Origin of the sequence: Pseudoalteromonas sp. SG45-3, assembly GCF_014164075.1 — a bacterium.
In the GTDB taxonomy this organism is placed as follows: domain Bacteria; phylum Pseudomonadota; class Gammaproteobacteria; order Enterobacterales; family Alteromonadaceae; genus Pseudoalteromonas; species Pseudoalteromonas distincta.
In genome coordinates, this window is the sequence record NZ_JACJEN010000002.1 from 88,538 (window position 1) to 108,425 (window position 19,888).

Below are 19,888 nucleotides of genomic sequence, written 5' to 3' on the forward strand. Positions count from 1 at the left end.
GAAGGTAACTATGGAACATAATATTAATAAGCATATTTCTGGGCGCTTTAACCAAGAACTAGAAAATGTACGTAACCATGTATTGAGTATGGGTGGCTTAGTTGAGCAGCAATTAAATAGCGCGCTTGATGCGGTGAGTCGTAACGATGCTGAGCTTGCTCAAAAGGTACGTCAGAACGATTACAAAGTAAATGCAATGGAAGTCAGCATTGATGAAGAATGTACGCGTATCATTGCTCGTCGTCAGCCTGCAGCAAGTGACTTACGTTTAGTGATTGCAATTGCAAAAACTATTGCAGATTTAGAACGTATTGGCGATGAAGCTGAGCGAATTGCTAAAGTTGCACTAGACTCATTTACTAAAGATCAACAAGACTTGTTAGTAAATATTGAGAATATGGGCCGCCAAGTTCTAAAGATGTTACATGATGTACTAGACGCATTTGCACGTATGGATGTGCAGCGCGCATTTCAAGTACATAAAGAAGATGCAAAAGTTGACCGTGAATATGAAGCTATCACACGTCAAATAATGACTTATATGATGGAAGATCCACGCTCAATCCCTAAAATTATGGACTTAGTTTGGTCTGTTCGTTCATTAGAGCGCATAGGGGATCGTTGTCAAAATATTGCGGAATACATTATTTATTTTGTAAATGGCAAAGATATTCGTCATACATCTCAAGAAGATATAGAAAAATCGCTATAATTTTTTACCTATTTTTCTTTTTTATTAAAGCGGCTTAGTGCCGCTTTGTGCATTGCAAGCCTTAGTGAAGTAATAAAAAGCGTTCACAATCTTGGTTAATACTGTAAAATTCATGCTGCAAAGCATATCAATTTGATTAAAGGGTCAGTTATGCCTACAAACGCGTTTTTAGGAGTATTTGCAAAATCTCCTATCAAACCAATGGAAGAACACATCAAGAAGGTTCATCAAGCAAGTAAAGCTTTGATACCTTTTTTTAATCACGTATTTAAAGAAGAGTGGGTACAAGCTGAAGAGCTTCGCATCACTATTCGCAATTTAGAACGTGAAGCTGATGATATGAAAAGAGATATACGCTTACAATTGCCACGTGGTTTATTCATGCCGGTAGAGCGTACAGATCTTCTCGAATTAGTAACTCAACAAGATAAAATTGCCAATAAAGCAAAAGATATTGCAGGACGAGTGATTGGTCGTGAAATGACCATTCCTAAAGTGATGCAAGCTGATTTCTTAGCTTACTTAACCCGTTGTGTAGATGCGACTAAACAAGCATCTAAAGCAATTAACGAATTAGAAGAATTGCTAGAAACGGGTTTTAAAGGTCGAGAAGTCACCTTAGTAGAAAAAATGTTAGTTGAATTGGATGCCATAGAACAAGACACGGACGAAATGCAGATAAAAGTACGCCGCCAGCTACGTGATGTAGAGGGTGAGTTAAACCCAATTGATGTGATGTTTTTATATAAAATCATTGAATGGGTTGGCGAGCTTGCAGATATTGCAGAGCGCGTAGGATCACGTCTTGAGCTGATGTTAGCTCGTTAATTTAAAATCAGTTCAAACACGAAAGATTAAGGTTTTACAATGGATATCATTGCATCTTACGGCACGGTATTAATTTTAATTGCCGCAGCAGTCGGCTTTTTTATGGCTTATGGTATTGGCGCGAACGACGTAGCGAACGCCATGGGTACATCTGTAGGTTCAAAAGCGCTAACAATCAAACAAGCTATTTTTATAGCGATGATTTTTGAATTTGCAGGCGCCTATTTAGCAGGTGGTGAGGTTACATCAACAATTCGTAAAGGAATTATTGATGCAGCACCATTTACAGATATTCCGGAATTAATGGTTCTGGGTATGATTTCGTCTTTATTTGCAGCCGGCGCTTGGTTATTAATGGCCTCGTTCTTAGGCTGGCCTGTATCTACAACTCACTCAATCATTGGTGCAATCATTGGTTTTGCGTTAGTTGCAGTAGGTACTGAGGCGATTCAATGGGATAAAGTAGGTGGTATTGTAGGTAGTTGGATTATAACACCTGCCATATCAGGCTTTATTGCATACTTAATATTCATGAGTGCACAAAAACTTATTTTTAATACAGATGCACCACTAAAAAATGCTAAACGTTATGTCCCTCTTTATATGGGCTTAGCAGGTTTTATCATGGCATTGGTTACAATTAAAAAGGGCTTAAAGCACGTTGGTATAGACCTAGGCTCAGCTGAAGGCTATGCACTGTCAGTAGGTGTTGCAATAGTTGTTGCTGTGATTGGTAAAATTGCCATATCTCGCTTAAATATTGATCCAAAAGCAGATAAACAAATGCAGTTCAACAATGTTGAAAAAGTATTTGCTGTTCTTATGGTACTAACAGCATGTTGTATGGCATTTGCACATGGTTCTAATGACGTTGCTAATGCAATTGGTCCACTAGCAGCTGTTGTAAACATTGTTGAAAACAATGGTGAAATTGCTAAAAAAGCAGCTATTGCTTGGTGGATTCTACCTCTAGGTGGTTTTGGTATTGTTGCTGGTCTTGCTATTTTAGGCAAAAAAGTAATCAAAACAATCGGTGAAGGTATTACACATTTAACACCTAGCCGTGGTTTTGCTGCTGAACTAGCTGCTGCTTCTACCGTTGTTATTGCCTCAGGTACTGGTATGCCAATCTCTACTACTCAAACCCTAGTGGGTGCGGTATTAGGTGTAGGTATGGCACGTGGAATTGGCGCGCTTAACATGGGTGTTATCAGAAACATTGTAGTTTCTTGGGTAATTACATTGCCAGTTGGCGCTGCCCTTGCTATTGTTATTTTCTACGTACTAAGAACCGCATTTGGGGTTTAATAAAAAAGTACTCAAAGACTTTTAGCTTGAAAAGATCTCAATGCCCTAGGTGTTGGGGTCTTTTTATTTGTGGAAAGAAAAAATGACTAACCTTCCAAGTATTAAACAACTACAGTATTTATTAGCTGTTCATCAACATCAGCACTTTGGCAGAGCCGCTAGTGCCTGCTTTATAGGACAATCTACTTTAAGTAGCGCTATTCAAAATCTTGAAGAAACACTAGGCTGTCAGCTAATTGAGCGTGAAAATCGCAGCCTGATGTTTACCAGTATTGGTGAAGAAGTTGTTGAGCGTTCTCGTAAAATAATTAACGATACAATTAGTTTAAAAGAGCTTACAAAAAGCTTTTTAACACCACTAAGTGGTAAGCTGACTGTGGGTGTTATACCTACAATTGCAAGCTTTATAGCGGCTCCGCTTTATCATTTTTGTAAAGAAACCTTTTGTGATTTAGAGCTGGTATTAATTGAAGATACGAGTGACAAGCTACTGGATAAACTTGAACATGGGCATATTGATTTAGCGCTACTTGCACTGCCGTACGAAACAGATAAATTTCATACACAAGTATTGGCAAAAGATCAGTTTAGTTTAGTGCACCATAAGGATTACAGCGCTGCAAAGGGCGTAGTCGACTTTAATCTATTACCAGAGGCTAGCGTATTCTTATTAGAGCGCGAGCACTGCATGACGGGCCATGCGCTTAGTGCATGTCACTTAAACCGTGCCAGTTGTATTAACCCATTTGAAGCTGCAAGCTTACATACTCTATTAAGCATGGTTGAGCATCAGCTCGGGGTGACTTTTTTACCACAGATGGCGATTAATGCGGGTATTTTAGATAATAAAAATATGGTGGCTACACCATCACAAAGTGATGCATATAGAGATATTGGTATCTTGTGGCGTAAAACTACGGGCCGAATTCGAGACTTTAGGCTATTTAGTCAACAGCTTGAGGTGTTTTTAAAGCGTCAATGTAGTTTAGATTTTTCTAAAGCAGAATAATAAGTGAACTAAAGCAGCCTACAAAGGCTGCTTTTGATTTTGAAGATGGCTTTCAAAAGGCTCAAGTTCAGGTAAAAATAATAAATAAATCCATACCACCAAGTTAAAGTAAGGCACGCAGCCTAATACAGTAAATACCTTAACTGGGTAGCCTTTAATATTCGCGTAGCGGTAACACTGATACGCGATTGCAAAATGTATAATCAGTAATAACATAACTAGTTGTGTCATACCTTCTTCCTTAAAAGCTTAAATAGCTTTGAAACCCACTATAAATATCGGTACTACGCCGCCAAAAGGTAATGTCATGTTTTTAAAGTGAAATACATAAAAAGGAACGACATTTTTCATTTGATGCTGAAAGTATAGGCAAGAAAGGTAATATTGGTAGTAATAAAATGATTAAAATTGTTTAATTTTGTTTATTTTGGGCTAGCTTGTTGTTGGTAAAACGTTTTATTTTTAGAAATTTTTTCGAGTTCATCTTTTACTTTTTCAACAGGTATTGGGCGTGCAATAAAGTAGCCTTGCCCATAATCAACACCAATTTCTTTTAGTGCAAAAAATATCTCTTCGTTTTCAACGTACTCAGCTACAGAGCACTTATCGAGAGACCGACTAATATCATTTATTGCTTTTACTAACGCTAAATCTATAGGGTCATTGAGCATATCACTTACAAATGAGCCGTCAATTTTCACATGCTGTGCTGGTAGCTGTTTTAAATAATTAAATGTACTAAATCCAGTTCCAAAATCATCGATAGAAAAATGACAGCCTAAGCTATTAAGCTTCTCAATCATTTTACGAGTGGCCTTTAGGTTATTGATACTCGCAGATTCAGTTATTTCAAAAATTATCCGCGAAGCAGGCACGTTATACTTTTCAAGGTTTGATTCAATTAATGGCAATAAGCGTTCATCTAAGAACGATTGTGCTGACAAATTAATAGCAACTTGGTTTAACTCTGGGTGCTTAGATACACAAGCAATAGCATTACGTATAACGCATTGATCCATCAAAAATGTGTCGTTAAGCATTTCTAAAGAGGGAATAAACTGATTTGGGTATACGAGTTCACCTTTTAGTTTTAAGCGTAAAAGCGCTTCAAAATAAGCAACTTTACACTCTTTAAAATCCCAAATAGGTTGGTAATGTAGTTCAATATTATCTTGCTGTAGTGCTTGGCGAATTTCGTGGCCCCATTCAAGCCCTGTTTGTAGTGTATTGTTTTGAGCATCTTCTTTTGAATAGCAATGTACTAAGTTACGCCCTAGGTTTTTGGCAATATACAAAGCAATATCGGCTTGTTTTAAACACTCATTAGGGTCGTTATTTTGTGTCGTGATTTGAGTTAAACCAATAGAGCAGCTAATAGTGTATATCTGATCTTCTGATTTAAAAGCATGTTTTTCTATCGCACTACACACACCTTCTGCAATAAGGTGCGCATCCAGTAAATTCATATTGGTAAGTATGACTGCAAATTCATCCCCACCAATTCTGCATACCAGGTGATCGTCGCCAATATTTGCTTTAAATAATTGCGCCACTTCTTTTAAAACTATATCGCCCTGATGATGGCCTTTACTGTCGTTTATTATTTTAAAGTGATCGAGGTCAATATAAATAACAGCATGCTCTATGCCATCATAGGTGTATTTATCTTGGCATATTTTATTAAGCTGTTGATCAAAATAATAACGATTATGTAAACCAGTTAATGGGTCATGGTGTGCTAAATGACGTAGTTGAATCTCAGCTTGCTTTCGTTCGTGTATATTGTCGATAGTTGCGGTTATAGTCGCGTTGTTACGACTATTTTTTATTAGCTGCAATCTGCATTCAACCCAAATTAAATTGCCATTTTTGTGGGTTAACTTTACTTCTATTTGTTGCTGTTGCTCGCCACCATGTAAAATATCGTTAATAGTGTAGTCAAGCCTTCCTTTATCTTCGTTATTACAATAAGCGCTTAATGGGTTTTGTAGTGATGATTTAACACCAAAACCGCTTAATGTTTCCCATGCGGGGTTAATAAAACGAATATTACCTTGCTGATCGAGCTCTAAAACAACTGTATTTAAGTGCAATAAAATACGCTGATGAGCTGAAAATAACTCTTTGTAACGCACTTCGCTCACGCTTAATTGTTCTACTTTGTAAGCAAATTCAGCATAACTCACCATAAAATCTTCACGTCGTGCGGCGTGGTCACACACTTTGTTTAAAAATGAAGGATCGTAAGGGGCTCTAATAAAGTCGGTAACACCCGAAAGCAAAAGCTGCTCAGCGTAATCGGCATCGTCACTTTCTATAATTGTAACAATAGCTTGTTTAGAATTGTGCTGGAGGATTTCTTCAACGAGTACACTCGAGCTCTCTGCACTTGATGTAGTGGCATCGAGTAGCACAATTGAAAACTGCTGTTGGTTATAAGCGTTAAGTGCCGCTTTAGCTGAAGTTACGTGAGTGATAGCAAAGTTTAACTTTAACTGTTCACTTATTTTGTCTGCCGTATTTTGAAGTGGCTCTAATAATAATAAGTTTAGCCGGCTACTTTTTTCTAAGTGAGTAGATAAAACATTCGCAAGTACTTGAGGGAGCATATCTTTGTGCTCAAACGGTAGTACAGCATCTATCCCATAGCTTCGGGCTGTTGTTTCGGCAATCCGCTCACAGTAAATTGGCGGAATAAGTAAGATTGGTGTGTTTTTTGGTGTTTTTAATAATCCTGAGCGGATCATCCTAGAAAAGCGCCAGCCATCAATTTTACCAACATTAATGCCCGTTATTATAATATCAACAGGGTGTTGTTTTAAAAGCTTTAAAGCTTGTTGGCTGTCTTGGGCATCAATAAAGGTAAATACATTTAAGCTCTCTAAAGTGCCCTTAATCGCGCGACGTTCAGCACTACTTGCGTTTAATATTAGCAATTTAAGCTGGTTTGGCACGAGTTGAACACCCCTAATATAACTTATAATAATTTAGCCGAATAAGAATAGTGACATTTAACCATAAGAACAAGAGAATTTAGTGGCAAACACGCAAACAGACATTATAAGTTTGGCTGATTTCTTGAGCTTAATATCCGATACATATACACTTGGCGCGATTTTAAATGATGTGGATTACTAATTATGCGCGTGGCTGACTTTAGCTTTGACTTACCTGATGAATTAATAGCTCGTTTTCCTAAAGCGGACAGAACCAGCAGCCGTCTACTCACTTTAGATGGCCCAAGCGGAACTTTAGAACATAAAGTGTTTAGCGATATACTTGATTTAGTAAACGAAGGCGATTTATTGGTCTTTAACAATACACGCGTTATTCCAGCACGTATGTTTGGTCAAAAAGCTTCAGGCGGAAAAGTTGAAGTACTTGTAGAGCGGGTATTAGATGAGCATCGCGTACTTGCGCATGTACGGGCAAGTAAGTCGCTTAAGGTCGGTAACGAAGTTATTTTAGAAGGCAAAGCCAAGGCAATAATGGTTGCACGCCACGATACTTTATTTGAGCTTGAGTTCGATCATAGCCAAAACGTGTTAGATATACTTAATGATATTGGCCATATGCCACTGCCTCCTTATATTGACCGACCTGATACCGATGCTGACCGTGAGCGTTATCAAACTGTTTATGGTGAAAAACCAGGTGCAGTTGCAGCACCAACTGCAGGTCTACATTTTGACGATAAGTTAATGACAGCACTCAAAGATAAAGGCGTAAATATGGCTTTTGTTACGCTACACGTTGGCGCTGGTACTTTTCAGCCGGTACGAGTTGATAGTGTTGATGAGCATGTAATGCACTCAGAATACATAGAAGTACCTGATGACGTAGTTGCAGCTGTTGCGCAAACTAAAGCAAATTGTGGGCGTGTAATTGCGGTAGGCACAACTTCAGTTCGCTCATTAGAGTCGGCTGCTAAAGTTCACGGCGGCAAGTTAGATACGTATTTTGGTGATACCGATATATTTATTTTTCCTGGTTATCAATTTAATGTTGTTGATGCCATGGTCACAAATTTTCACTTACCAGAATCAACGCTTATAATGTTAGTCAGCGCATTTAGCGGCCAAGACAATATTATGGGCGCTTACAATACTGCAATAGAGCAGCAGTACCGCTTTTTTAGTTATGGCGACGCCATGTTTTTAACACGTAAGTAACAAAATATTGTTTAATACTCAGTAGAATATATTAAAACCCCCAGCTTAGTTGCTGGGGTTTTTGTTTGCGGCAATTGGCAAAACTGAATTTATCGCAGCTAATAGTATTAGTGAGGCAAAAAGGGTAGAATCAGGCGGTTAAATTATAGCTTGTTGGACTGTTTTTCCGACATTGAGGATGATATGAAATTTGAATTAGATTGTACTGACGGAAAAGCGCGCCGCGGCCGCTTAATTTTTGACCGTGGTGTAATAGAAACACCTGCTTTTATGCCTGTTGGTACTTACGGTACTGTAAAAGGTATGACGCCAGATGAAGTTAAAGCCACTGGTGCGCAAATATGTTTAGGTAATACCTTTCATTTAATGCTTCGCCCAGGTACTGAGATCATTAAACAACATGGTGATTTACACGACTTTATGAATTGGGACTTCCCAATTTTAACTGACTCAGGCGGTTTTCAAGTATTTAGCTTAGGCGCAATGCGCAAAATCACTGAAGAAGGCGTTTTATTTCAATCTCCAGTAAATGGTGATGAAATTATGATGTCGCCTGAAAAGTCGATGGAAGTACAGCGCGACTTAGGCTCAGACATCGTTATGATTTTTGACGAGTGTACGCCATACCCAGCAACTGAAAAAGAAGCTAAAGATTCTATGGAGTTATCTCTTCGTTGGGCTAAGCGTTCAAAAGAAGGGCATGGCGATAATCCATCTGCTTTATTTGGTATTATCCAAGGTGGTATGTACCCAGAATTACGTGCACAATCACAAGCTGGCCTTGAAGAAATTGGTTTTGACGGTTATGCATTAGGTGGCCTATCAGTAGGTGAGCCTAAAAACGAAATGATGAATATCCTTGATCATTGTGCGTTTAAAATGCCAGAAGACAAGCCTCGTTACCTTATGGGTGTAGGCAAGCCAGAAGACTTAGTTGAGTCGGTTCGCCGTGGTATTGATATGTTTGACTGTGTTATGCCAACACGTAATGCGCGTAACGGGCATTTATTTATTACCACGGGTGTAGTAAAAATACGTAACGCAGTGCATAAAACAGATACAGGGCCACTTGACCCTGAGTGTGATTGCCATACGTGTAAAAACTATTCACGAGCTTATTTGCATCACCTTGATAAATGTAACGAAATTTTAGGTGCGCGACTAAACACAATTCATAACTTACGTTACTATCAACGTGTTATGGAAGGTTTACGTAATGCAATTAGCGAAGGTAAATTAGAAGAATTTGTACAAGATTTTTATGCTCGCCGAGGCCAAGATGTGCCAGAGTTAGCAGATATAAAAAATTAAACTTTAAAATTAAAGAGGAAGTATCATGAGTTTATTTATTTCAAATGCACACGCAGCAGCTGGTCAACCTGCGGCAGGCGGTGGTTGGGAAATGCTAATAATGTTAGCTATTTTCGGTTTGGTTTTTTACTTTTTAATCTACCGCCCACAAGCTAAGCGCGTTAAAGAGCACAAAAGCTTAATGAGTATGATGGCTAAAGGTGATGAAGTACTTACCCAAGGCGGTTTAGTGGGTAAAATTGTGAAAATTTCTGAAGAGAAAGATTTCATCGTTATCTCTTTAAACGAGCAAGCAGAAGTTACAGTACAAAAATCTGCAGTATCTGCAGTATTGCCAAAAGGCACAATGAAGTCGCTATAAAAATAATAAGGACGACCCCGTGTTAAACAAGTTTCCAGTTTGGAAGTATTTACTTGTTTTAGCTGTGGTAGCCATTGGCCTTTTATATGCCTCTCCAAACTTGTATGGTCGCGATCCGGCCATACAAGTTTCAGGTGCTAAAGGCGCTGATGTCGATCTCAGTGTTGTAGACAAAGTAAACGCAATCCTTAAAACAAATAATGTAACCGCTAAATCGACAATACTTGAAGATGGACAAATTTTAGTTCGTTTAAAAAATGTTGAAGAGCAACTTAAAGCGCATGACTTACTACGTGATTCGCTGAGCGATGATTACATTTCTGCTATTAATATGGCACCTGCTCAACCAGCTTGGTTAAAAGCGGTCGGTGGTAACCCTATGAAGCTAGGTCTTGATTTAAGTGGTGGCGTACATTTCACCATGGAAATCGACATGGCAACAGCGGTTGATAACCAGCTTGAGCAAATGGAACAAGATTTTCGCAGTGACCTGCGCGAAGAAAAACTACGTTATCGTAGTGTTCGCCGCGTAGCAGGCTCCGATCGTATGCGTGTAGAAATGCGTACCGAAGAAGACAAAAATGCTGCAGAGAGTTTCTTAGAAACTCGCTACCCGCTAAATGTCTACATTGATGACAGCAGTAACGATAAAGCATTTTTTGCGACAATGAGTGAGCAAAAACTCAAAGAAATTCGTGACTACGCTATCAAGCAAAATGAAACGATTATTCGTAACCGTATCAACCAAATTGGTGTTGCAGAGCCTAACGTACAACGCCAAGGCGCTGAGCGTATTATTGTTCAACTACCAGGCATTCAAGATACTGCACGTGCTAAAGAAATTTTAGGCGCGACAGCAACACTTGAATTTCGTGAAGTAGACGAAAACGCAGATATTAGCGCTGCTGCCCAAGGTCGTATCCCAGCGGGTACTGAAATGATCATGAGCCGCGACGGTTACCCTGTTGTACTTAAAAAGCGTATTATTTTAGAGGGCAGCCATATTACGGGCGCGCAATCTGGCGCTGATGAATACCAACGTCCGCAAGTAAGTATTACGTTAGATAGCAAAGGTGGGGCAAAAATGAATGCCTTTACCAAGCGTGCTATTGGTAAGCGTATGGCAACGGTATTTATTGAGTACAAGCCATCAGGTAAAAAAGATGCAGACGGTAAAGCGCTTCCGCCTATTAAGGTTGAAGAAGTTATTAACGTAGCAACGATTCAAGCCCGTCTTGATCGCTCGTTCCGCATTACCGGCATTGATAACCCAGCAGAAGCACATAACTTAAGCTTACTACTTCGTGCTGGTGCACTTGTAGCGCCAATTCAAATTGTTGAAGAGCGCACAGTAGGTCCAAGCTTAGGACAAGAAAATATTGAAGCGGGTATGACTGCGGTTGCACTTGGCTTTGCGTTTGTACTTGTGTTTATGCTTGTGTACTACAAAGGTTTTGGTATGGTTGCAAACCTTGCGCTTGCGGCTAACTTAGTACTAATTGTAGGTGTTATGTCTTTAATTCCGGGCGCTACACTTACGCTACCAGGTATTGCCGGTATTGTATTAACGGTAGGTATGGCGGTTGATGCTAACGTACTTATTTTTGAACGTATTCGTGAAGAGCTGGCCGATGGCCGTAGCCCTCAACAAGCGATTCATTTTGGTTACGATAGCGCATTTAGCACTATATTTGATGCCAACATCACGACACTAATTGCTGCCATTATACTGTTTGCAGTGGGCACTGGTCCGATTGCGGGCTTTGCAGTGACACTTGCGATTGGTATTTTAACTTCAATGTTTACAGCCATCGTTGGTACCCGTGCGGTAATCAACTTATTTGTTGGTGGTAAACGCATTGATAAACTTTCGATTTAAGGAGCAGACATGCAAATTTTAAGTTTGGGTAGTAGAACCCTTCGTTTCATGTCTCTTCGAAAAGTGGCTATGGGTTTCTCGACGCTACTAATTTTAGCGTCGTTTGCATCAATTTTTATCAAAGGCCTAAACTTTGGTTTAGATTTTACCGGCGGTACTGCGGTAGAAGTGGGTTTTTCACAACCGGCTGACCTTAAAAAAGTACGTGATGCACTAGCTGATAATGGTTTTGCTGATGCATCAGTGCAGTTATTTGGTTCAAGCCAAGAAATTTTAGTTCGCTTAGCACCACGCGGTAGCGATGTAAAAGCTGAAGTAATTGGTAACCAAGTAATCGATGCACTTAAAAAAGCAGACGACAGCGTAGTAATGCGCCGTATTGAATTTGTAGGCCCAAGTGTAGGTGAAGACTTAAAAGAGCAGGGTGGCCTTGCCATGTTAACTGCGCTTATTTGTATCTTAATCTACGTTGCGTTTCGTTTTGAATGGCGCTTTGCAGTAGGTGCGGTAGGTGCACTACTACACGATGTTATCATTACTGTGGGTTTATTTTCGGTATTAGGTTTAGAGTTTGATTTAACTATATTAGCGGCAATTCTTGCGGTAATTGGTTATTCACTCAATGATACGATTGTTGTATCAGACCGTATACGTGAAAACTTCCGTAAGGTACGCATTGACGATACGATAGAAATTATTGATATTTCACTTACGCAAACACTTAACCGTACACTTGTAACATCAATCACGACTATTTTAGTATTGATTGCCTTGTTTGCATGGGGCGGACAAACCATTCATGGTTTTGCAACTGCATTACTGTTTGGTGTGTTTATTGGTACTTATTCTTCGATTTATGTTGCAAGCTCTGTTGCTATAGCAATGGGCGTAAGCAAAGAAGATTTAATACCAGAAGTAATAGAAAAAGAAGGCGCAGACCAAGACGCTATGCCGTAACTAGGTTTGTACTTAATAAAAACCGCTCTTATGAGCGGTTTTTTTATGAGCGCATTTTTTTGCGCAATAAAAATGTCATACACACTTGGTACTTTATTGCTCCAATCAAAATAGTTGTAAGGCAAATACGTGACGATTCAGCGCAAAGTATTAGAGTACATTTTAAAAAGCGGTGAAATAACAACGCTGTTTCAGCCTATTTTTGATATTAGTAATCAAGTTATTTTAGGTTACGAAGCACTTAGTCGAGGACCTAAAAATAGCCCGTTAGAAATGCCTAATACGTTATTTAAAGTTGCCCATGAGGAATGTTTAATTTCGGAGCTTGAATTACTATGTCGCTCTAAAGCGATTGAAAACTTTGTAAGGCTTAACCTACAAGGTAAATTATTTTTAAATGTAAGCCCTAAAACATTACTAGACCCTTGCCACCCTAAAGGGGAAACATTGCACCTAATAGAGCAATTTGGCTTAGCTGCTAACCGTGTAGTTATAGAGGTTACTGAGCAAGAAAAAGTAGATGATGGCTTCTTGTTATTAAAAACGATAGCCCATTATCGAGAGCTCGGTTTTACTATAGCAATAGATGATTTAGGCGCTGGGTATTCAGGGTTAAAGCAATGGTCTGAACTATGCCCTGATTTTGTAAAAATTGACCGCTATTTTATTGATCATTGTGATGAAAGCGAAGTTAAAAAAGAGTTTTTGAAATCTATTACTATTTTGGCCAGAGCTACTAATACTCAGGTTATTGCCGAAGGCATCGAACGTCCAGAAGAGCTTACATTTGTAGAAAACTTAGGCATTAGTAATGTACAAGGGTTTTTACTCGAAAAGCCAAGCATAAAGCCAAGTGAAGATTTCAGCTCAGAGCAACTAAAAGCTCTTTCATTTACGCAATCAAACACATTGTTTGATCAATCTATGGCCATAGGTCGCTTATCGGTTACGCAACCTGCAATAAGCAGCGACACTCGCTGTAAAGATGCGCATAAGCTCTTTGAGCAAGATAAATCTCTCATAAGCATTGCAGTGTTAAATACTGAAAACCAGCCAGTAGGGTTACTTCACAGAGATCAATTAACAGAAGTTTTTGCAGCGCCCTATGGGCATGCTCTTTACGATAAACGCCCCGTTACTGCACTGATGGATAAGCAGCCCTTAGTCGTTGACGAAAACCAATTACTCGATACCGTAAGTAAACAAATAACTGAGCAAGACTTTGATATACGCCGCCATATAGTGATAACCAGAGAAAACGCTTATTTAGGTTTAGCGCCGCTTCGCGATATTTTAAAACACATAACCGAAGAAAAAATACGCCATGCACAACACGCTAATCCACTGACTATGCTCCCTGGTAATGTGGCAATTAATGAAGCTATAGAGCAGCGATTAAAAGGTAGTAATCCGTTTTCACTCGCGTATATAGACTTAAATCATTTTAAGCAATTTAATGACTTATACGGCTACGCTAGCGGCGACAGTGTAATTAAACTATTAGCTGATGTAACAGTGCAAGCGTGTAAAAATAGTGCTAACTTTGTAGGACATATAGGTGGCGATGACTTTATGGTGGTGTTTGATCAGCACAACGCGGTTGATATATGTAATACCATTATTGAGCAATTTCAACTCCAGTCTCGTATATTTTTTACACCTGAGCACATAAAGAGCGAAGGGTATTGGGCCACAAATCGTGAAGGAGAAAAGCAATTTGTGCCGCTACTAACGTTATCGATTGGCTTAGTTGAGCCTGATTTACAACAATGTAAAAACAGTCACCAAGTTGCAGCACTCGCAACTGATGCTAAAAAAGAAGCCAAACGTTATCGCCATAGTTATTTGTTTATTTGCAAACGTAAAGGGCCTGCGCCCGCAGTGGTGCGCCTAGCAAGCAATAAGCAGGTAATTTAAATAAAAATAGGTAATTATTATGTTGCCAATAAAAATCTCGACCAGTGTACTTGGTCTGCTTGCAAGTTTTGCACTTATGGCGCAAGAGCAAATAATTAATGTAGCCCAAAAGCAAGATACTCAAAACGCACGAGAAGAGTACTTAAGTGAGCTACTGGTACGTGCACTTGAGAGTGTTAACTATCCTGGGGTTATTAGGATGACTCCCATATCAGATCAGCAAAAACGTAAGCTCATAAACCTAAATGATAACGAACTAGATATGTATTGGAGTATGAGTAGTCCAGAGCGAGAGGCACTTGCTTTAGCTATTAAAATACCACTATTTAAAGGTTATATAGGAAAGCGGGCTTTACTCACTAATAAACAAAACGTAGCACGCTTTAAAGACGTAAAAACCCTAGAGCAGCTAGGAGAGTTTTCAGCAGTGCAGGGTCACAACTGGCCAGATACAAGAATAATGTCCTATAACGGCTTACGTGTAAGGCCGCTTACCAATTACCAAGCCATGTTCACTTTAACGAGCCGTGGGCGAATAGATTACTTTCCTCGCTCGTTTATTGAGGTTAATTCTGAGCTTATTGAAAACAAACAAAGTAACTTAGTCGTTGTGCCTGATTTATATATAAGCTACCCAACGGGTATTTATTATTTTGTGACTAAGAGTAAACCCGAATTGGCAAAGGCAGTAGAGGAGGGCTTAATATTAATGCAGACAAACGGCGAGTTTGATGCATTATTTAATGAATACTTCGCAAAGGATTTAAATACACTACCTTATACAAAAGGTAAAACAGTAGAGTTGAAGCTCGATAACCCTTATTTTTAGGCACAAAAAAAGGAGCCTAGGCTCCTTTTTAGTATGCTATTAATAGCATTTAATTAGCGAAGTAACGACTCAGTTAATACTGGACGAATTTCGCGGATAATTGCTTGAGTCAGTTTTGGTGAACCACAGATAATATTGCCGCTGTGGTTATAGTTATTACCACCGGCGAAATCTACAACCATACCGCCCGCTTCTTTAACCATTAGTTCGCCCGCAGCAGAGTTCCAAGGTTTTAAACCAATTTCAAAAAATCCATCAACACGGCCAGCTGCAACGTATGCCATATCTAAAGCAGAACAACCTGCACGGCGAATATCAGCAGTGTGTACAAACAATGCTTTAAACGCTTCAGTGTATGCATCCATGTGGTTTTTGTTTTTGAAAGGGAAACCAGTAGCAAGTACAGTGCCTGCAAGAACCGTAGTTTTGCTAACGCGTAGACGTTTACTGTTTAACTGAGTGCCTTGACCGCGAGATGCAGTGAAAAGCTCACCACGAATTGGATCATAAATAACAGCTTGGTCTAAACGACCTTTAACTTTAAGTGCGATAGAAACCGCGTAATGAGGGATACCTTTGATGAAGTTAGTTGTTCCATCGATAGGATCTACAATCCATTGGTAATCATCATCCTTGCCTTTATGCTCACCTAGTTCTTCACCAACAATTGAGTGAGTAGGGTAAGACTGTAAAATAGTGTCACGAATTACGGCTTCGGCTTCTTTATCAATGTTAGTTACTAAGTCGTTAGCGCCTTTTTGTTGCACTTCAACTTTTGATAAATCTTCACTTGCGCGAAGTAAAATTTTGCCTGCGTTGCGCGCAGCGCGAACCGCAATGTTTAACATTGGATGCATGGTATTACCTTTGGGTTGTAAAAGAACGTTTATATATTTCAGCCGGCGTATTTTAGCGACTTTTGCCATAAAGTAAACAATAAACCCCAAATACTTGTGTTTGTTTTTTATACAAGATTGAAAAGTTTATATATTTTTAAAAAATAATTATCTGCATTTAAATAAATTAATTTTAAATAACACTTTACCTAAAGTTAACTTGAGGTTTTATCGTGCTCCTAACTTAACTGATAGGATAACATTATGTATTTAGAGCACGTAAACTTAGTCGCGAGTGATATAGATAGTATGCTTACATTTTATCGCGCTGTATTTCCACATTGGTCGATTAGAAGTGAGGGCAGAGGCGATTGGCATGGAAAACCAAGACGCTGGGTACACTTTGGAGATGACACGCATTACATTGCGATAAGCAGTCATGGTGAAGGTGAAAACAGAAACTTATCGGGCCATCAAATTGGTTTTGCACACTTTGCTTATGTAACTAATAATTTAAGCGCAGTAGTAATGCGCTTAAATAAAGCGGGTTTTACTCTAAGCAAGCAAGGTAGCGAAAATCCTTTCAGAAAGAATGTCTACTTTATTGATCCTGCAGGGTTTGAAGTTGAGTTTGTAGAGTATTTAAGTGATATACCAAGCGAGCGAAATAACGATTTATAATAAAATACTAAGCAGCACGCTAAAGTGCTGCTACTCAATTATAGTGAGCGGTTATTATTACCCGTGCCAAACTGGGTTTTTAGCTCATTTGCAAAGCTCATAAATTTTTCTTTAATTGTGCGCTTTATTTTCACTTCAACCGAGCCCATTACTGCCTTTCCTTCAATATGAATTGTAGGGCCTTGGCGTTTGTTAAGCGACACAGATTTATTTTCAAGGCTACTTAAAATACAAAACATTTTAGACACTACATTGACATGCTCTGGTACGTAAATTTCATCGCTACCAAAAATACAGTTAACGTGAATAGTTACATTTTGATGCGCAAAAATAGCATCGGTAAAATCAAGCACCACCGATCCCATAAAGTTACTCAAATATATATTTTTTGGTACAACCCACTGACCACTTCGCTCGTTAGATCCTAAAATACTGCGTAATGTAAAATCATCATCACTGTTTTGCTGTGCACTATAATGTGGTGTAAATTGCGATTGTTTTTCTGCTTTATATTGCTGATCGGTATTAAGTGTTAAGTCTTCTACTAAGGCTAGCAGTGCTTCGTTATTAGATGCATCCATCGCATTATCTAAACGTCTTTCGAATGCATCAACAGAAATAACACCATGACTGTAATTATAAATTAATTGATCAATCACTTGTTCGCGTACTTGCTCTATTGGGCGGTCTTCAACTTTTACAGACATGAGTTATTCCTTCTTATATTTACTATTGATACTGCTCTTGTAGTTAGATTGCAAACCGCGTACCAAATATAATTTCATTAATAATCAATTGGTTATTATTTAACGGTGTTTTTTGTTTTGTTATATTAACGATAGATTAACCAAAAGAGCAATTATCTAGCTATTTTCACTATTTGAGAAAGTTTTACCGAGTAGCCTGTAAATAGTTACACAAACATAGATAAGGTTTTATCTTTTAATTAATTCAAGTCTTTGAATTTTAAGTATAAATAAAGTTGGCCTGAAGCTCGCATTAGTTAAAGTGTCTTTAATCAAAAGGAGAAAGATTATGAAAACATTTAACAAATCTATTATCGCAGCTCTAGTTCTTGGTACTACGGCTATGGGTGCCCAAGCAAACAGCTGGGAAAACGAAAGTAAAGATGCTTGGATTGATGGTAAGGCAGAAACCGTTCTACTTATGAACACTAATCTAAACAACTTTGACATTAACACTGATGTAAAAAATGGCAAGGTAGTACTTACAGGTAAAGTTAATAGCGAACTCGATAAAGAGCTAGCAGAAGAACTTGTACTTAGCCTAGATGGTGTAACTGATGTTGATAACAGCCTTACTGTTGTTAAAAGCATGGACACCGAAGATAAAAGCAACGACATGATGGACGATGATGATAACGACCTAACGGACGCTAAAATCACCACTGTAATCACAACTCGCTTCCTGTTTGACTCAGAAGTAGGTGGTACAGACATTGATGTTGATACCGACAACGGTGTGGTAACTCTGAATGGCTCTGTAGAGTCTGAAGCTGAAAAGCAACTAGCAGTTAAAATTGCTAAAAATGCTGAAGATGTTCGCGACGTAGTTGATAAACTAGCTATTGTTGCTGAATAATACAGTATAGTTAAGGCCCAGTAATACTGGGCTTTAAGTCTTTTCAATGTTTAATTTAAATGGAGTTTGATCATGGATATTATTCGTATAATACTTTCGGTTTTATTACCGCCATTAGGTGTGTTTTTGCAAGTTGGCTTAGGTATGCATTTTTGGTTAAATATTCTATTAACACTGCTAGGTTATTTCCCAGGGTTAATACATGCAATCTACATTATTGCGAAAAAATAATGACAGATTATATATTGTGTAAGCCGACTACTGAGGTTTAGCTAAATACTTCAGTACCGATCGGCTCACAATATTAGTTTTTAGATAGTTTTTAGGTTAAATCCAATTTTTAAAGCTCTTCAACTCATTAATTCACTTCCTTAACTCACTCCCAATATTATTTTAAAACTATACTTATTGTTTACTAATAAGCTTTCCAGCTAACAGTCGCGCTCAGATTCTGATTTGATGCCATTTAGGAAATCTTCAACATTAGTGTGTTTATACATCCATAATATACAATCAAATACCTTATTATTTAGTGACAATATTACCTTCACTTCTAGTGTTATCATTAAACTAGGTTTTTAGGCATGTTGAGGTAGTTAATTGAATATTCGACTTATAATGTCAGGCGTTGTGTCATTCATTTTTTATTTTAGTTGGGCCTTCTGGGCAAATAGTGCGGCAGACATTGCTAAATCGGTCACTTTTCAAGCTGCATTAGTGCAAGGGTTGTATAGTGGATTTGTAACGCTGTTTTTTACCTTTATTTTAGAAAAGGTCGTCAACAAGTATAAGTTTAGTTATGTAACGCTTGCGTTCGTAACTCCAATTATTTGTATGTTTCATTCTAAAACACCACAAAACGTCGCAATACGACAAAGTTTTAATAATGCAATTAACTCTAGCGCCTCGTATTTAAGTAATAAAAAAATAGCAGGCGTACTTTTTGCGCCTATTATTCCGATTACTGTTCAATCGAGCTTAGTGATTATGGTGAATGTAGTTAATCAGACACCTAATCTGGCACTGACAGTAGCCCCAAGCATATTTTTACAGCCTTGTATGCCTACACATATATGTTAGCTTTGCTTAAAAAGTAGAGGGTTAAATATAAAAGACTATATGGGATAGGTTTTGTTTATAATTTAATGCAGTGAATAGCACGGTAAATATCTTACATTTTATGTTTATGCCCACTTAAAAGATTACTATTTAAGCAGTTAGCTTGTTGATTGTTAAAATAAAGGTTTTTGGTAGTGACAAGCACCTAAAAAGTTTTTATACTGCAACCCGCTTTAGTCGCTCTGTGACTAAACGCTTCAAAAATTAACTGCTTTGCAGTTATATAAAAGTTGGCCCCTTAGCTCAGTTGGTTAGAGCACACGACTCATAATCGTTAGGTCCCCAGTTCGAGTCTGGGAGGGGCCACCATCTCCACTAAATACGTGGGCTAGATGGTGAATAACTTCTCACTATTTTCTGTTTTACC

General features: G+C 38.5%; 18 protein-coding genes, 1 tRNA gene and 1 pseudogene. 16 read left to right on the top strand and 4 right to left on the bottom strand.

All coding sequences use genetic code 11. The annotated features are described in order from the left end of the window. Positions 1-10: 10 nt before the first annotated feature. The 4 genes from phoU (at position 11) to H5126_RS02830 (ending at position 3,857) form a co-directional block, all read left to right on the top strand. The gene (gene phoU / locus H5126_RS02815) at positions 11-712 is read left to right on the top strand and encodes a phosphate signaling complex protein PhoU (RefSeq protein WP_007586465.1); all 702 of its coding nucleotides are present in this window, start codon (positions 11-13) and stop codon (positions 710-712) included. Positions 713-862: 150 nt separating this feature from the next. Continuing rightward, a complete protein-coding gene (locus H5126_RS02820; protein ID WP_002957838.1) occupies positions 863-1,540 on the top strand; it encodes a TIGR00153 family protein in 678 nt (225 codons plus the stop codon). A gap of 39 nt (positions 1,541-1,579) precedes the next feature. Beyond that, on the top strand, positions 1,580-2,848 hold the full coding sequence (locus tag H5126_RS02825) for an inorganic phosphate transporter (RefSeq protein WP_182720011.1): 1,269 nt from the start codon (positions 1,580-1,582) through the stop codon (positions 2,846-2,848). An 82-nt stretch (positions 2,849-2,930) separates the two neighbouring features. Next, the gene (locus tag H5126_RS02830; protein ID WP_002957836.1) at positions 2,931-3,857 is read left to right on the top strand and encodes a hydrogen peroxide-inducible genes activator; all 927 of its coding nucleotides are present in this window, start codon (positions 2,931-2,933) and stop codon (positions 3,855-3,857) included. A gap of 18 nt (positions 3,858-3,875) precedes the next feature. On the opposite strand, the gene H5126_RS02835 is transcribed toward H5126_RS02830, so the two are convergent. Together H5126_RS02835 and H5126_RS02840 are read right to left on the bottom strand one after the other, a co-directional pair. Continuing rightward, entirely contained in the window at positions 3,876-4,088 is a 213-nt protein-coding gene (locus H5126_RS02835; protein ID WP_002957835.1) for a hypothetical protein, read from the bottom strand. Between the two features lie 191 nt (positions 4,089-4,279). Further along, positions 4,280-6,811: a GGDEF domain-containing protein gene (locus H5126_RS02840; protein WP_182720012.1), complete on the bottom strand. Its 2,532-nt coding sequence runs from the start codon at positions 6,809-6,811 to the stop codon at positions 4,280-4,282. 186 nt (positions 6,812-6,997) lie between these two features. Between H5126_RS02840 and queA the strand changes: the two genes are divergently transcribed. From queA to H5126_RS02875, 7 genes are all read left to right on the top strand, one after another. After that, on the top strand, positions 6,998-8,029 hold the full coding sequence (queA, locus tag H5126_RS02845) for a tRNA preQ1(34) S-adenosylmethionine ribosyltransferase-isomerase QueA (protein ID WP_182720013.1): 1,032 nt from the start codon (positions 6,998-7,000) through the stop codon (positions 8,027-8,029). Between the two features lie 183 nt (positions 8,030-8,212). Then, a complete protein-coding gene (gene tgt, locus H5126_RS02850; protein ID WP_002957831.1) occupies positions 8,213-9,340 on the top strand; it encodes a tRNA guanosine(34) transglycosylase Tgt in 1,128 nt (375 codons plus the stop codon). A 25-nt stretch (positions 9,341-9,365) separates the two neighbouring features. Next, complete coding sequence (gene yajC / locus H5126_RS02855) at positions 9,366-9,701, top strand: preprotein translocase subunit YajC (protein WP_002957830.1); 336 nt, start codon at positions 9,366-9,368, stop codon at positions 9,699-9,701. Between the two features lie 19 nt (positions 9,702-9,720). Next, complete coding sequence (secD, locus tag H5126_RS02860) at positions 9,721-11,580, top strand: protein translocase subunit SecD (protein WP_002957829.1); 1,860 nt, start codon at positions 9,721-9,723, stop codon at positions 11,578-11,580. A 9-nt stretch (positions 11,581-11,589) separates the two neighbouring features. Next, positions 11,590-12,537 (top strand): protein translocase subunit SecF, encoded by a 948-nt coding sequence (gene secF, locus H5126_RS02865; protein ID WP_002957828.1) that lies wholly within the window; start codon positions 11,590-11,592, stop codon positions 12,535-12,537. 129 nt (positions 12,538-12,666) lie between these two features. Further along, positions 12,667-14,454 (top strand): GGDEF domain-containing protein, encoded by a 1,788-nt coding sequence (locus H5126_RS02870; RefSeq protein WP_182715871.1) that lies wholly within the window; start codon positions 12,667-12,669, stop codon positions 14,452-14,454. A gap of 19 nt (positions 14,455-14,473) precedes the next feature. Then, on the top strand, positions 14,474-15,283 hold the full coding sequence (locus H5126_RS02875; RefSeq protein WP_182720014.1) for an ABC transporter substrate-binding protein: 810 nt from the start codon (positions 14,474-14,476) through the stop codon (positions 15,281-15,283). A 53-nt stretch (positions 15,284-15,336) separates the two neighbouring features. On the opposite strand, the gene suhB is transcribed toward H5126_RS02875, so the two are convergent. Further along, positions 15,337-16,140, bottom strand: coding sequence for an inositol-1-monophosphatase (suhB, locus tag H5126_RS02880; protein WP_002957826.1), 804 nt, complete (start codon positions 16,138-16,140; stop codon positions 15,337-15,339). Positions 16,141-16,383: 243 nt separating this feature from the next. Here suhB and H5126_RS02885 point away from each other — a divergent pair, with 243 nt between their 5' ends. Continuing rightward, positions 16,384-16,800 (top strand): VOC family protein, encoded by a 417-nt coding sequence (locus H5126_RS02885; RefSeq protein ID WP_002957825.1) that lies wholly within the window; start codon positions 16,384-16,386, stop codon positions 16,798-16,800. A gap of 38 nt (positions 16,801-16,838) precedes the next feature. On the opposite strand, the gene H5126_RS02890 is transcribed toward H5126_RS02885, so the two are convergent. Continuing rightward, positions 16,839-17,507, bottom strand: a complete 669-nt coding sequence (locus tag H5126_RS02890) for a LiaF domain-containing protein (RefSeq protein ID WP_182720015.1) — start codon at positions 17,505-17,507, stop codon at positions 16,839-16,841. A gap of 328 nt (positions 17,508-17,835) precedes the next feature. Here H5126_RS02890 and H5126_RS02895 point away from each other — a divergent pair, with 328 nt between their 5' ends. The 4 genes and pseudogenes from H5126_RS02895 to H5126_RS02910 all read left to right on the top strand — a co-directional run bounded on the left by H5126_RS02895 (position 17,836) and on the right by H5126_RS02910 (position 19,830). Beyond that, the gene (locus tag H5126_RS02895) at positions 17,836-18,402 is read left to right on the top strand and encodes a BON domain-containing protein (RefSeq protein WP_024597541.1); all 567 of its coding nucleotides are present in this window, start codon (positions 17,836-17,838) and stop codon (positions 18,400-18,402) included. Positions 18,403-18,474: 72 nt separating this feature from the next. After that, positions 18,475-18,633 carry a YqaE/Pmp3 family membrane protein gene (locus H5126_RS02900; RefSeq protein WP_002957822.1) on the top strand — a complete coding sequence of 53 codons (159 nt, stop codon included), beginning with the start codon at positions 18,475-18,477 and terminating at the stop codon, positions 18,631-18,633. 387 nt (positions 18,634-19,020) lie between these two features. Further along, positions 19,021-19,499, top strand: a pseudogene (locus H5126_RS02905) (hypothetical protein). A 254-nt stretch (positions 19,500-19,753) separates the two neighbouring features. Continuing rightward, positions 19,754-19,830: transfer RNA gene (locus tag H5126_RS02910), tRNA-Ile, on the top strand. Positions 19,831-19,888 lie beyond the last annotated feature (58 nt).